This window comes from Kineosporiaceae bacterium (genome assembly GCA_016713225.1).
In the GTDB taxonomy this organism is placed as follows: domain Bacteria; phylum Actinomycetota; class Actinomycetes; order Actinomycetales; family Kineosporiaceae; genus JADJPO01.
This window is the reverse complement of record JADJPO010000007.1, coordinates 119,725-135,142: the sequence shown is the minus strand read 5'-3', so window position 1 is coordinate 135,142 and position 15,418 is coordinate 119,725. Positions and strand designations below refer to the sequence as shown.

Sequence of the window (15,418 nt, the reverse complement as noted above, 5' to 3'; positions counted from 1 at the left end):
CTATGGGTATTCCATACGGTGGACCCGGCCACTCTGCATCAGGACGACCAACGGCGTGCCTTGATTGAGTACGTCCGAGACGCGGCGAATCGCAGGGAGGAGACGACAGACCTTCTGGAACGCTGCGAATCCGGATTCGAACGTGTCGTGCTCACCCACCTGCTTCAACGCCAGTACAAGGTCAGCGTTCAGCACCGCGTCGGTAGCTACCGCATCGACATGGTCGTCCACGGGGAGCGAGATCGCCTCGCGATCGAGTGCGACGGCGACCGTTTTCATGGACCAGAACAATGGGACGGCGACTTGCGACGACAGCGGGTCCTCGAGCGGCTGGGCTGGAAGTTCTGGCGCGTCCTCGCCTCCACCTACTACCGCTCGCCCCACGCAGCTCTCGACGCCCTCTGGACGCGGCTCGACCGCCTGGGTATCGATCCGGCGTCGGATGTTGGCCAGACCAAGAGCCCCGTACCGGTGGTCACGGTGCCGCCCCTCCCCGAAGCCGTGCCAACGGACCCAGCGGAACGTGCTGAACCAGAGGAAGCCCCTGCCCCGTCCAGTACAGAATCCGGTGTCGCTATCGATGCCCACCAGGAGCCGCTGGAAGGGCCCGCCGTCCTGGCCAAGATTGAGCCGATCGCGGCGTCCGAACCAGGTGTCGAGTCTGCCCCGGCCGGCTGGGACACCGAGGCTGTGGAGTCCACCACGACAACGCTCGAGGGCACGACACCATCGAGTGAGACACCCGATCAATCCCAACCCGACCCATCGGCATCCAATCCCCATCGCGTTCTGGTTCCGGTTCCATACGGTCACCGCCTCGTGGGCTGGATCCGCCCGCACGAGGCAGAGGCGGCCCTGCAGGCTCATCACTCACGCCGGGACGTCCCTGTCCGGGATGGCCAGGAACGTGTCGTGGGGTGGGCGCGGTACCACGCGGACCACTCCAAGGAAGCGATCAAATACCGGTCCAACGTGGAACTCCAACGGACCTCTGCTGCGCGTGGAGCACGGATCGTGGCATGGCTGAAACATCCTGAGGCCGAGGCCATCGTGCGAGCGGCACGAGAGGGACAGGACCTCCGCGTACCTGCGAGCGACCACCACGGTGAATTCCTGGTGCAGTACTTCTCGCCACAGTCGCAGGAAGCCACCACCTATCGCAGCGTGACCCGCCTGCTCCGTGAGAGTCGCTAGTGCCCTGCGTTTGAAGTGATCCGACGGTTGGCTTTCGCGAGGATCTGGTCGGCGGTCTTGGTCCAGGTGAAGGGGTGGGAGCGGTCGTTCCAGCCGTCGATGAAGGCGCGGATCTTGGCGTTGAGGTCTTTGACGGAGCGGTAGGTGCCGCGGTGGATGGCTTGCCGTTCGATGATCGAGAACCAGACCTCGACCAGGTTCATCCACGACGCGTGCGTGGGGGTGAAGTGCACGATGACCCGCGGGTTCGCGGCCAGCCAGTCCCTCACCGCGGCGTGCTTGTGGGCGGCGTAGTTGTCCATCACCAGGTGCAGCTCCACCTCGGGATGGGCGCGGGCGACCTGTTTGAGGAAGGCCAGGAACTCCTGGTGGCGGTGGCGCGGCTTGCAGGCCGCGGTGACCTGCCCGGTGGCGATCTCCAACGCCGCGAACAAGGTGGAGGTCCCGTGCCGGACGTAGTCGTGCGACCGGCGTTCGATCAGGTGCGGCTGCATGGGCAGGATCGGGGCGGTCCGGTCCAGGGCCTGGATCTGGGACTTCTCATCCACACACAGCACGACCGCGTTCTCCGGCGGGTTCAAGTACAGCCCGACCACGTCGGTGACCTTGGCGACCAGCTCCGGGTCGGTGGAGAACCGGAACGACTCACTGCGCCAGGGCTGCACGCCGGCCTCCCGCCAGATCGTGGCCACCGAATGGTCGGAGATCTTCAAATGGCGGGCCAGCAACCGGCTCGACCAGTGCGTCACCCCGAACTTCTTCGGCGGCGGAGCCAACGTCGCCGCGATCACCTTCGCCCGGTCGATCACCCGCGGCTTGCCCGAGCGTGGCTCGTCGTCCAAGCCGGTGATCCCGTTGGCCTGATACCGGTGACGCCACCCGATCACCGTGGTCCTGGTCGCCCCGACCCGCTCGGCGATCACCGTGTTCGAGGCGCCCTCGGAGGCGAGCAGCACGATCCGCGCCCGCAGCGCCAACCCCGCCCGCACCGACGTGGCACGGGTCAACCGGACCAATTCCGCTCGGTCACCCTCACGCAAGATCAAGGCCGGGGCAGGACGATTCGCCATACCCCAGCATCCCAACACCCGAAGCGTCTATCAACTAACCACGCGGGGCACTAGACCTTGGTGGATGACGGGCATGATCGCCGCTCAGGCGGCCTTGACGGCTTGCGGCTGCGGGAAGGAACCGCACTGGCGCCCGACGTCGTTGCGCTGCCTGCCTGCTAGCGCGATCTACACGCCGGGACGCGCGGTTCCCTCGCGGCGACGACCCAGATCATGATCTGGTGGGTCCACCCCCCCGGGGGCTCGGTGAGCCAGCCATGACGCCCACTCGATCATCGGGCGTTCTGGAGCACGACGGCGCCGAATATCAGATCGCTCGGTGTGCCGACGTCCACGTTGAGTAGCCTCCTAGGATCGTGCGGGGGCGATCCGACAACTGGAACGGGCGCTGCAGGGCGGGTCGGACCGACGGGTGATGGTCTTTGACCATGCACCTCGGTTGAGTCCCCCTGCCACGCATGGACGTGAGTCAATCTGGGGATGGAGAGGATAGCGACGTGGTCAAGGCGGTCGAGACCAGTCTGCGCGAGCTGTTGGAGGGGACCAAGCAATACCAGGTGCCGCTGTATCAGCGCACATATGCCTGGAAGAAGGAGCAGCTCGCCCGGCTCTGGGACGACGTCATCCAGCTAGCTGAAGATCGCGAACGTGACGGCGGTGGGGCCACTCACTTCATGGGGTCCCTGGTCCTGGCTCTCACCGGTGATATCGGGCCCGCGGGTCTGTCCCGCTACCTCGTGGTGGACGGCCAGCAGCGACTGACGACCCTGACCCTGCTCCTTGCGGCCCTGCGTGATCACCGAGCTGATACCGAATCAGCAGATCACCAGGCCCGTATCGACGAGCAGTTCTTGATCAACAAGTGGCGCAAGGGTGACGAGCGGCTGAAGCTGCTGCCCACCCAGGCCGACCGTGTCTCCTACCTCGCGTGCATTGACGGAGGCGTCGGTGCAGGCAGCGCGGACAGCATCGGCGAGGCCTACCGCTTCTTCGCCGCTCGCCTCGTGGACCACGACGACCCGGACGACGCCGAGGACATCGAGCGGCTGGAGGAGGCCGTACTCTCCGGTCTCACTCTGGTCTCGGTGACCACCGCCCAGGACGACAACGTCTACCGGATCTTCGAATCGTTGAACAACACCGGCTTGAAGCTGACCCAAGGCGACCTGCTGCGGAACTACCTGTTCATGCGCCTGCCGACCCGCGGCGAGGTGCTCTACGACACCGTCTGGCTTCCCTTGCAGCGACGACTGACCAATGATCAGCTCGAGCTGCTGTTCTGGCTGGACGCCGTCCAGCGCGATGACGCGGTCAACCAGCGGGACACCTACCGTGCCCAGGTCGTCCGCTTGGACACCCTGTCGGACGAGGCATCGGTCGCCGAGGAGATGCACCGTTTCCACCGGCTTTCCGAGCTGTTGGAGCTGATCCTCAACCCGGAGCGAGAGAGCGACCCGGCGGTCCGTGAGCGCCTGTCCCGACTGCAGACATGGGGCACGACCACGGTCTACCCGCTTCTGCTGCACCTGCTCGATCGGCGCGTCAGCGGCCAGGCCAGCAGCGACGAGATCGCCTCGGCCATGCTCTATGTCGAGAGCTTCCTCATTCGCCGAATGATCATTGGTCGGGCCACGAACAACCTCAACCGCATCCTGCTCGCCGCCGTGCCGCAGATCGCCGGGGCGTCCCCCGTGGATGCGGCCCTTCGCCGCTACCTGTCCACCGGTCGGAAGTTCTTCGCCACCGACGAGCAGGTGCGCCAGGGGGCAAGGTCGAACTCGTTCTACTTCTCCGGCCGCACCGCGCAGCGCAAACTCGTGCTCACCTGGCTGGAGCGGACCTACGGCAGCAAGGAGCCGGTTGACCCGCAGGCCTGCACGATCGAACACGTCCTGCCCCAAACGCTGACGCCAGTCTGGCGGGACATGCTCCAAGCGGGCCTCGAATCGGGGAGAACCCGTCGGAGGTCTACGACTCGCTCCTGCACACCCTGGGCAATCTCACTCTCTCTGGGTACAACTCTTCGCTCGGCAATCGGCCGTTCGCCGAGAAGCGGGAGAAGCTGGCACACAGCGGCCTGTTCATGAACCAAGCCGTCGCCCTGCACGAGACCTGGTCTCGTCACCAGATTCTGAGCCGCGCGGATGACCTGGCCAGCCGGATCATCGAGATCTGGCCAGGCCCCGATCCCACGGCGGAGCAGGAGGAAGAGGTCGGCGCGTCGTGGGGGCTGCTGAACCGGGTGCTTGCCGAACTGCCGGCCGGGGCGTGGACGACGTACGGCGACCTCGCCCAGGTCCTCGGTAGTCACGCCGTCCCTGTGGGGCAGCGGATTGCCACGCACCACGTACCGAACGGGCACCGCGTGCTGCAGGCCGGGGGCACCTTTTCGCCCGGCTTCCGGTGGTATCCCGGCAGCAGCCGCACCGACAGTCAGCAGGAGGCGCTCATCGCCGAGGGAGTCCGGTTCGACCCCTCTGGCCGAGCCGACCCTACCCAACACATCGGAGCGGCAGAACTGGCCGAACTGGCCGGCCTCGACGTCGAGTCCGAGGCGTCGACCCAACCCGTAGCCACTGGCAACGCCGGCAGACGAGGTACCGCGGAGAGCTTCTCCGCGCGGCTCACCGAATCCCAGGCGCCTGACACCGCCAAGGGAGTGCTCACGGCGATCGATGGCTGGGCGGCGCTGGGCGGGCGAGTGTCATTCGGGCGAGCCGACGAGACCAGCTGCTTCCTGGTGTACGACCGGGCCGACAGTGGGCAGGGCGACGACATCTGGCCGCTGGCGCTGTACCCGGTGCAGGGCAAGGCCGAGGTGGTCTTCCAATACCTCAAGGCCAGAGCCCCCTTCGACGACGCGTCCCTGCGCAATGAGCTGCGGAGGCGGCTCAACACCGTCGACGGGATCACTCTCCCGGAGAGCAAGCTCGGGCTGCGCCTCCTTCGCCCTCGACGTGCTCGCCGACGCCGAGCGGCGCGGTGCCATCCTCGACGTCCTGCGTTGGTTCATCGACACCTGCCACTCGGCGCAGTGACCACCAGGACCGTCGCCGACCCAGCGACCGATCACCCCAAGTCGACCACCATCCCCGCTATCGGCAGCGTGGTCGTCGTCCGAGACGAGGAGTGGCTGGTCGAGACAGTCGGCCTGAGCGCCGACGGGTGGCGGCTGACCTGTCGGGGGCTCAGTGAACTGGTCCGGGACACCACGGCCACGTTCCTGACCGAGCTCGAACCCGACCTGGAGGTCCTCGACCCGGCCAACGCCCGCATGGTGGCCGATGACTCGCCGGGTTATCGGCGCAGCCGGCTGTGGGTCGAGGCGATGCTGCGCAAGACACCCGTCCCCCTGCACACCCAAGGGCTGACGGTGGCGCATCGGATGCTGCTCGACCCGCTCACCTACCAGCGCAAGGCCGTGATGAAGGCGCTCAGCCTGCAGAACCTGCGACCACGGCTACTCATCGCTGACGCGGTGGGGCTCGGCAAGACCCTGGAGATCGGCATGGTGATCTCCGAGTTGGCCCGTCGGGGCCGGGCGGAGCGCATCCTGGTCGTCACCCCTCGCCACGTTCTCGAGCAGATGCAGCGCGAGCTGTGGGCACGGTTCGCGATCCCGTTGATCCGCTTGGATTCGGCCGGCATCCAGCGCATCCGCCAGGAGCTGCCGGCCACCCGCAACCCGTTCACCTACTACCCCAAGGTGATCGTGTCCGTCGACACCCTCAAGTCCGATCGCTACCGCGCGCACCTGACCAGCCAACGCTGGGACGTCGTGGTCATCGACGAGTCGCACAACCTCACCAACACCGGCACCCAGAACTACGGCCTGGCCCGCACCCTCGCCCCGAACACCGAGGCGCTGCTGCTCGCCTCGGCCACGCCGCACAACGGCAAGCCGGAGTCGTTCGCCACCCTCATCGACCTGCTCGATCCCACCGCGATCGTCGACCCGGCCGATTACACGGTGGCGGACATCGCCCGGTTATTCATCCGGCGGCATCGGCATTCGCCGGACGTCGAACGTGAGGTCGGTCACCACTGGGCCGAACGCGGCGAGCCCAGGCTGATCACCGTCGGCCTCACTCCAGCCGAGGAGGCGATCGTCGACGAACTGTGGCAGACCTGGCTCGCGCCGAACGCCACGCTCGGCACGACGGCGGTGACCCGTCGCGGCGCCGCACTGTTCCCCTGGACCCTCGCCAAGGCGTTCCTGTCCTCCCCGCAGGCCCTGGCCGAGACGGCCCGCAACCGGCGGGCCACCTTGGCCCGTGCTGAACGCCTCACGGCAACCACGGACGACGAGCAGCGGGCACTGGTCGAGCTGGAGGACCTCGCCGCCGTGGCCATCGACACCGGGCCGGCGAAACTCGATGTCCTGGTCGACTACCTGCGGCGGATCGGTGTCGGCCGAGGCTCCGACACCCGGGTCGTCTGCTTCAGTGAGCGCCTGGCCACGCTCGCCTGGCTCGAGGCTGCACTCCCGGAGCAGCTCGGCCTGCCCGCGGTCGCGGTCGCCGTCCTGCAGGGCAACCTGCCCGACGACACCCAGCAGGCCGTCATCGAGTCCTTCGGCCTGACCGACAGCCCGATCCGGGTCCTGCTCGCCGGTGACATGGCCAGCGAGGGCATCAACCTGCACCAGCACTGCCACCACCTCGTGCACATCGACTTGCCGTGGTCACTGATCCGCATCGAACAACGCAACGGCCGGATCGACCGGTACGGGCAGACCGAGGCGCCGCAGATCGCCGCGCTCCTGGCCACCAGCAGCCACGGCGAGTTCTCCGCGGACGTCCGGGTCCTGACCCGCCTGCTCGCCAAGGAGGACGCCGCGCACCGTGCCCTCGGCGACGCGGCGTCCCTGATGCGCCTGCACGACGTCGGTGCCGAGGAGGAGGCCGTGGCGCGCGCGCTGGACGAGCACCGCGACCTGGACGAGGTGGTGCCCGACCCACGGGCGAATGGCCACACGGGGGCAACGGATGCCGACGATGCGGCTGGCGGGCTGTCGTTCGAAGAACTGTTCTCCCTGATCGGAGAACAGACCGAACAGGACAACGACGAGGTGGCTACGGTCGATCCGCCGGGGCTGTTCCGCTCGGACCTGGAGTACTTGCGTGAGGCCTTGGCCGAGGTCTACCCCAACCCCTCGGCGTCCGTGCAGGCAGGGGGCGTCGGCTGGAAGGAGTACCCCGACCGGCGGTTGGTCGAACTGACGCCCCCGCCGGATCTGCGGTCGCGGCTCGCTTTCTTGCCGCAGGACTATGTCGCCGAACGAGGCGTCCGTGATCGCGTCCTGCTTGCCACCTCGACCGCGGTCGGCGAGCAGAGCCTGATCGACGCCCGTCGCCGCGGTTCGGAGAGCCTGTGGCCGCAGGCGCACTACCTTTCGCCCCTGCACCCTGTGCTCGAGTGGGCCACCGCCCGGGCCCTGGCCCGACTGCAACGTGGGGAGGTCCCGGCAGTGCGCGGCGACGTCCTCGGCCCGACAGTCCTCGTACAGGGCGTCCTGCACAACGCCCGCGGCCAGGTGCTGCTGCACACGATCAACGCCGTGACGGCCCTGGACGGCCCGGGCAGCCTGGTCGTCCAAGGCGGCGACGGGCTGGACGTCGTTCGCGCCGCCGGCATCGGCCCTGACGCGATCAACCCGGCAGATCCGATCGAGGACGACTGGGACTGGCTGATCCCACAGGCGGTGGAGCGGATGGGTGAGCACCTGGCCTTCATCCACAACGAACGGATCACCGGCGTGGTTGACCCATTGCGGGACGCCGCCGGGCGGATTCGGGCCTGGCGTCACGCCAGCGAGGCCCGAGCTGCACGGTCGGCGCCGGGCGTGGCGTCCAGGATCCGGCGCGGGATCGAGGAGCACGGAACCGCGGCCCAGCAGCTCGCCCAGGACATGCTGGCGTCCGGCCAGTCGTTGATCAGGCCGCTACTGGTGATCCTGCCCACCGACGGGACGGCGCGATGAGCAGCTTCGACTCGATCGTCATCGGGCAGGACCTGATCAGCGATCACTACCTGACCGCCGAGTTCGACGCCCGGGTTCGCGCCGTCCGCAAGCAGTGGGCGGAACTGGAGTCCTACGACAAGCACACGCCCCGAACGGGTTTGCGCACGTTGGGAGCGCAGATCGCCACAGACCTGGCCCGGCTGCGGGACGCAGGCCCACGCGACGGTGCCCGGAAGGAGGCCCTGCTCGACCTCTACTCCCGGGTGCGTGCCGCCCTGGGCATCGACGCCCCCCGCACCACGCTGGCCTTCGAACGTGGGCCGTCGACCTGACCCTCGACGCCGTTGTCCACCGGACGGCGAGCGGGCTTGCACCTGGTCGTGCTGCAGGCCAACGATGCGACCACCGTCGAGGACGTGCTGGACGGCGACGCTGCCGGCGCCCTGCTCGACCCGCTCACCCGCGACGGCGCGCCCGAGCTGCGATCGACCACGGCACAGGCGATCTCGGAGCTGCTGCTCGCCACCCATCCCGCCCCGCCGCCGCTGGTCGCCGTCCAGGCCGGGGGCTGGCTGCTGGTGACCGAACGGACCCGGTGGGCCGAGGGGCGCTGGCTCGCCGTCGATCTGGCCACGGCGGGTGAACGCCGCGATCAGCGGGCCGCCGGTGAGCTGGAGACGATCGCTGCCCTGATCGGCGACCAGGCACTGCTGCCCGCAGCGGACGGGTCCTGCGGCTTCCTCGACATGCTCACCGACGCGGTCACCCACGCGGTCGGCGTGTCCAAGGACCTGCGCGAAGGCGTCCGAGCCTCGATCGAGTACCTGGCCACGGAGGTGCTGCACCGGCGCCGGGCGAGCGGGCTGACCGACGACGCGGTGCCGGACCTGCCCCGGCAGCTGACGCGACAGAGCCTGCGTTACCTCTACCGGATCCTGTTCCTGTTGTATGCCGAGGCGCACCCCGAATTGGGGGTACTGCCCGTCGGCGACCCCGACTATCGCGACGGCTACGGCCTGGACCGGCTGCGTGACCTGTGCCTGGTCGACCTCACCTCGCAGAAGGCCCGGGGTGGACGGCACCTCTACGCCTCGCTCGGCCGCTTGTTCACCCTCGTCGAGGGCGGGCACGCCCCCTCGGACAGCGGCGCGGACTCCATCGTCATCGAGGCGTTGCGCTCGGATCTGTTCCGGCCCAGCGCGACCGCGCTGATCGATGAGGTGGGGCTGGGCAACGCTGCCCTGCAACGGGTGCTGAGCCGGCTGCTGCTGACCGCGCGGCAGGCCAAGCGTGAGCGCGGGTTCGTCTCCTACGCCCAACTCGGCATCAACCAGCTCGGCGCGGTGTACGAGGGTCTGATGTCCTACACCGGGCGTATCGCCGAGACCGACCTGTACGAGGTGGCCAAAGACGGCGCCCCGGAGAAGGGCTCATGGCTGGTGCCCGCCGCGGGGTTCGACGGCAGCGGCATCGACCCGACGCATCGGGTGCTCCGGCTGGACCCGGACACCGGCGAGACCAAGGCCGTGGTCTACCGGCGCGGGGAGTATATGCTGCGCCTCTCCGGGCGGGATCGGCAGCGCTCGGCGTCCTACTACACCCCGCAGGTGCTCACCGCCTGCGTGGTGCGGCATTCCCTGGCCGAGCTACTCGACCAGCCCGACCATGACGACCCTGACGGCGAGCCCCGGATCACGCCCGCAGCCGACCTGCTGCGCTGGCGGATCTGCGAACCGGCCCTCGGGTCGGGTGCCTTCCTCGTCGAGGCCATCGATCAGATCGCCACCGAGTACCTGAAACGCGCGCAGGCCGAGCGGGGTGAGGCCATCGACCCGGCGGACATGCCCGCGCAGCGGCAGAAGGTGAAGGCCTATCTCGCGCTGCACAACTGCTTCGGGGTCGACCTCAACGACACCGCGGTCGAGCTGGCCGAGATCTCGCTGTGGCTGGCCAGCGTGCACCCCGGGCTGCAGGCACCGTGGTTCGGGCTGCGGCTGCGCCGCGGCAACTCCCTGATCGGTGCGCGCCGCGCGGTGTACCGGGCGGCGGATTACGCGAAAGCCTTGTGGTGGAAGCAGGTCCCGGGTGAGCGCCCGCTCAGCGAACGGCTCCTGGACGGCGAGGTGCACCACTTCCTACTGCCATCCCACGGCTGGGGTGCGGCCGTGGACGCCAACGAGGCCAAGGAGTTCGCGCCGCAGCGGGTCGAGGCCCTCAAGAAATGGCGGACGGCGATCCGGAAGGCCCCGCCCAGAAACAGGGATGCCACCCAGGACGGGCCCAAGCGTTTGGCCGCGCTGGCCCAGCGAGTGGAGACACTGTGGCAGCTGGCGGCGCTGCGACTTGAGATCGCCCACGATCAGTCCCGGCGGGCGATCGACGTCTGGGGTGCTCCTGAGCAACTGACCTCCGGGCCGCCCGGGGGACAGGTGGTCAGCCGGGAGCAGATCGAGCAGTCGCTCGCCGACCCGGCCGGCGCCTATCAGCGGCTGCGGCTGGTGATGGATGCCTGGTGCGCGCTGTGGTTCTGGCCGGTGCTGCCCGATGTCAAAGACCACCGCTACCTCGGCGACCCGGACGACGAGACGACCGCGTCGGTCGACCCCCGGACTGGGAGGCCTGGCTCGACGGGGTGGAGGCGTTGTTAGGTCGCGGCGGCATCGAGCCGCCCAAGGCAGAGCGGCGGGGACGCCACGACACCGGGGTCCGACCGGAGAGGCCTCTGTTCAGCCAGGAGCTCACCTGGGACTCGGTGAACGAGCAGGAGAAGCTGGACCGCCAGCTCAGCGGCGCCTCGTCGGTCGACGTGGTGCTGGACAAGCACCCCTGGCTCGCCGAGTGCCGCCGGCTCGCCGAGCGCGAGGGCTTCTTTCATTGGCAGCTCGACTTCGCACCAGTCTTCGCCTCCGGTCAGCCTGGTGGAGGAGGCTTTGACCTGCAGGTCGGCAACCCGCCCTGGGTGCGCCCCGACTGGGAAGACGACACCACGCTCGCTGAGGACGACCCGTGGTTCACCCTGGCGTTCAAGCCGTCCGTCGGGGCCCGAGTGCTCGAGGACGACGCCCGGCTCCATCGATACCTCACCGAACGCGCTTCCAACGTCGGGACCATCGCGCACCTCGGTAGTGACATCGACCGACCCGTGTTGACTGGCTTGCGGCCCGATCTCTATCGCTGCTTTATGGACCGCACGTGGCGCTCCATGGCGCCGGAGGGTGTAGTCGGGCTGATCCACCCTGAGTCCCACTTCACCGAAGCCCGCGCTGGCCACCTGCGCGAGGAGACTTATCGCCGTCTCCGCCGCCATTGGCAGTTCCGCAACGAGTTCAAGCTTTTCGAGATCATGAATACCCGAGAATATGGGGTCTCGGTTTACAGCCAACCCCGCCGGCCATCGTTCTTGAGCGCATGCTCTCTTTATCATCCTGCCACCGTGGACAAATCTCTGATTCATGACGGCTCGGGAGCTGAGCCCCGGGTTAAAGACGACGTCGACGCAATGGACGTCCGTCCGCACTTGAGTCGCGTCGTCACGGTAGACGAGACGGTGCTTGCGAACTGGGCTGCTCTGATCGACGAGCCTGGTACAGCGGCCGCGCAGGCGCGCCTCCTTCGGCCGGTGAACGCGTCGAGCCAGGCAGTCTTGGGAAAACTCGCCATTTCGTCGAGATTTGCTGAGACGAGTTTCCGCTGGACGTCTGGGTGGAATGAGAAGACCGATTGCGATCGCGGCTATTTTCGGGCGGCTTCGGCTGTGCCAGAGAAGTGGTCAGACGCGATTCTGCAGGGCCCTCACTTCGCGGTCGCCACCCCCCTCGCCCAGCAAGCTCGACCCAGCATGAAGAGCAACAAGGACTACGACAGATGGCATCTTGAGGCATTGCCTGAGAGCGCGATCCCGCGGACGTCCTACCAGCCGGCCATGCCGATCCCGGAGTTCCTCGCCGGCTACCCTCACTGGGACGGTCAGAACTCAGCCGACTTCTTTCGCTTGGCCTGGCGCGATCAAGCCGATTCATCGACAGTCCGCACGCTCTTCGCGGCATTATTACCTCCAGGACCGACTCACGTTGACAATGTACGGACCCTGCGAGCAGAAGCCCGTGACCTGGCCCTTGCGGCCGGTATGTGGGCTTCGCTTCCTACAGACTTCCTCATCAAGGTGTCTGGCAAGGGTCACATCAAGGTCGACATCGTTGAACGACTCCCGCATCCGGCCGACCACCCGCTGGTGCCCCAAGTGATCCTCCGCGCGCTGCGGCTCAACTGCCTGACCAGGGCGTACGCTCCGCTGTGGGAGGAACTGTGGGACCCTTCGTGGCGCGACGACGCCTGGACCCTCGCCCCGCCGTCCGAGGATCGGCCATACCGCCCCGCCCCGCTCGGCGACGTGACCGCGGGGTGGACCATGGCGACCCCACTGCGCAAAGACTTCGACCGCCGCCAGGCATTGGTCGAACTCGATGCTCTCGCCGCGGTGATGCTCGGCATCACCGCCGAGGAGCTGTGCTCGATCTACCGCACCCAGTTCGGCGTCCTGCGCAAGTACGAACGCGCCAACCGCTACGACGCGAACGGCCGCAAGGTCAGCGCAGACGTCCTCGAGGAGCACGCCAAGCACGGTCCGAAGGCTAATCTCGGCCGCTACGTCCTCCCCCTTCACCCCCTCGACCGTGAGGCCGACATGACCCGCGCCCACGAGCAATTCACCAATCCGTCCGCCGAACTGTCACAGAGTTGATAGCGTGGCTTCGCCGTTCATGCACGGAGGGCGCTTTTCCATAGTGCTCATCGACTTGCCAATTCCCGCCTGGGGGCCGTTGTGCGAAGGTATGCACTACTTGCCATGGTTGTCGTGGCACTGGCGATCACTGGTTGTTCTTCGACTCAGGGAACCCCCGGGAGCGAAAATGCGTCGGCGACCCCGTCGCTGCGCCTCGCCGGGGCTCCCGAAGAATCGGCGGATGTCGTCCGCAAGAATGCCCCAAACTACTGCGAGCGATACTTCTCTGCGCCAATCACTAGTATGGCCCGAGCACTGCCGCAGTTGCCGGTCCAGGCGTCTGCCGAAGAATTGAGTGAAGTTCGGGCCAAAGTAGCTCGCGGGGTCCAAGAACTTCGTATCGCGGCTGGCGAGTCACCGCCCGGACTCTCTTTGGCGGCCCAGAGTGCAGCCAATCGCATTGCTGCCTTCGCCGCGGCTCCGACCGATCGATCTGTGATGGCGCAGGCCGTAGGGGCGTTGGCCGATCTCGGCACGCAGACGGGGAGTGCCTGTCAATGAAGAACAGCCGAGGTGCGTGGAGATCCTTCGGGAACTCCATGTGCGCCCTATTGGTGTGTTGCCTGAGCATCGTCAGTTTGGTCGTCGCCCCGTGGGCTCAGGCCGGCGGCTTGGACCCATCACGCTGCAAGCCGATCGATGGGCGTATCACGATTCCCTCGAACTTCGTATTCCATGCCTGCTTCGACGGAACGACGCTCGTCATCCTCAACAGGACCTCGACGCCCGGGTTCATCGAAGCGTCGGGCGATGTCGCGGCGGGCGCGACGGCGCCGGTCGCGGGAGTCCCGCAACTCCCCGCGGCACTCATCGCTCCGCTTGGCGGAGGCATCCTCGCCCCAGGCTTCCAAATGCGTCTGCAGGTGGGGGCCGGGATTGGTCGGGTCTCGGTCTCGTTCGATGGCGAGATCGCTCGCCAGTATGCCCTCGCCTCGATCGCCTACGGGCAGATGCCCTCGGTAACCGGAATCCCCGCCGTGTTCACCGACTATATCCAGGAGGTGGACTCCGTATACGTCGACTATTTGCAGTGCATGAATAAGTCGAACAACTTCTTCGCTCGTAGTGGATGCCTGCTGGGTTTCAGTTGGGATGTGGAATTCGCAGCTGGGCGGCTGGCTGTCAACGGTATCTTGACTGTTCTTGAGGTGCGTCAAATCGTCAAGGCACTCATCGCCTTCGTTCAGATCTCTTGGGATTCCGGCAAAGCCATCGGTGACCTCTCCTTTGTTGCCGGGGCGGCCAAGGTGCTGAGCGTTCCAGCGCGAAGCGCACTCAACGCGGGAGGTGCTCCTGTGAACGGCCAGGGTCCACCTGGTGGCACGCTCACGGTGTCCTTCTCCGAGAACCCCTATCGCTGCGACGGCGGTGTGCGGCCGCTGGGCACACTCTCTGGGGCCGCTGCTGGAGAGCGGGTCGCCTTCGCCTCTCCACAGGTCTCGGGGCTCTCGTCGGGGACGGCAACGGCAAGCGGCACCGTCGCTGTGACATGGCAGTGCGATCCGCCGGATGTCGGTACCTCGTGGCAGGTGACGGCGACAGGTCAGACCTCGCATCGCGCGATCACCTTCGTGGTGAAGTCTCTGGGCGCAATCGTCGATCCCGGCAATCCGCCACCAACATCTCCTCTGTCAGTATCTCTCTCGGAGAACCCATTCCGCTGCGATGGTGGTACTCGGGCGCTCGGGACCCTCTCTGGGGCCGCTCCCGGTGAGCGGATCACCTTCAGCTCCCCCGAGGTGTCGAACCTGAGTCCTGGAACGGCCAGTGCCAGCGGCACGCTTCCCTTGAGGTGGCAGTGCGACCCAGGAGACGTGGGCACAACATGGCACGTCACCGCCACCGGCCAGTCCTCCGGACGACGCGTCACGTTCTCGGTCGGATCCGTTGGGACCCCGGCGCCGCCTCCACCGGTTCAGGCAGCGGCAGGAGAGCTGTTCAGCAACTATGGCTCCGCCAACAAGGGCTACGCGATGTGCCGTGGCAACCCCGGCAATTCCTTGTCCATGCCAGGTGGAACGGTGGAGCAGACCTTCACCGCGCCGTCCGGGTCCGTCTCCGTTACCTCGGCCATGGTTCAGATCGACCCGGCGGCCGAGGTCACAGCGCACATGACCTTGCTGGTCAACGGGCGAGCGCGAGCCTCGGCGACAGCGCAGGCCTCAGGTGACCCCGCTTCAACCTCGGGGAGCGTGACCGTCTCAGGAGGCGACTCGCTCACCCTGAGGATCTCGTTCACGGCGACGGCGGGGAAGATCATCACGGTCTACACGGCTGGTGCCCCAGGCGGCACCTTCCGCACGATCAACTCCTGCCCGGACGGCGCGCCGACTGTCACCCGGAGCGATACCGGGCTTCGGTCGGTCGTCTACGGGACCGCGAGGTGAGGCAGGTGCTGGGGTACGC

Annotated in this window: 4 protein-coding genes and 2 pseudogenes; 5 read left to right on the top strand and 1 reads right to left on the bottom strand. The window is 67.2% G+C overall.

The window, feature by feature from the left end:
- Positions 1-18: 18 nt before the first annotated feature.
- Positions 19-1,194 carry a DUF559 domain-containing protein gene (locus tag IPK24_22140; protein ID MBK8078176.1) on the top strand — a complete coding sequence of 392 codons (1,176 nt, stop codon included), beginning with the start codon at positions 19-21 and terminating at the stop codon, positions 1,192-1,194.
- Here the strand turns inward: IPK24_22140 and IPK24_22135 are convergent.
- Complete coding sequence (locus IPK24_22135) at positions 1,191-2,240, bottom strand: IS630 family transposase (GenBank protein MBK8078175.1); 1,050 nt, start codon at positions 2,238-2,240, stop codon at positions 1,191-1,193. The genes IPK24_22140 and IPK24_22135 overlap by 4 nt on opposite strands.
- Before the next feature lie 521 nt (positions 2,241-2,761).
- Here IPK24_22135 and IPK24_22130 point away from each other — a divergent pair.
- The 4 genes and pseudogenes from IPK24_22130 to IPK24_22115 all read left to right on the top strand — a co-directional run bounded on the left by IPK24_22130 (position 2,762) and on the right by IPK24_22115 (position 15,399).
- Positions 2,762-5,302 (top strand): annotated as a pseudogene (locus IPK24_22130) (DUF262 domain-containing protein).
- Between the two features lie 50 nt (positions 5,303-5,352).
- On the top strand, positions 5,353-8,247 hold the full coding sequence (locus IPK24_22125; protein MBK8078174.1) for a DEAD/DEAH box helicase: 2,895 nt from the start codon (positions 5,353-5,355) through the stop codon (positions 8,245-8,247).
- Positions 8,244-12,970, top strand: a pseudogene (locus IPK24_22120) (class I SAM-dependent DNA methyltransferase). Before IPK24_22125 ends, IPK24_22120 begins: the two are co-directional and overlap by 4 nt.
- Before the next feature lie 620 nt (positions 12,971-13,590).
- Positions 13,591-15,399 (top strand): hypothetical protein, encoded by a 1,809-nt coding sequence (locus tag IPK24_22115; GenBank protein MBK8078173.1) that lies wholly within the window; start codon positions 13,591-13,593, stop codon positions 15,397-15,399.
- Positions 15,400-15,418 lie beyond the last annotated feature (19 nt).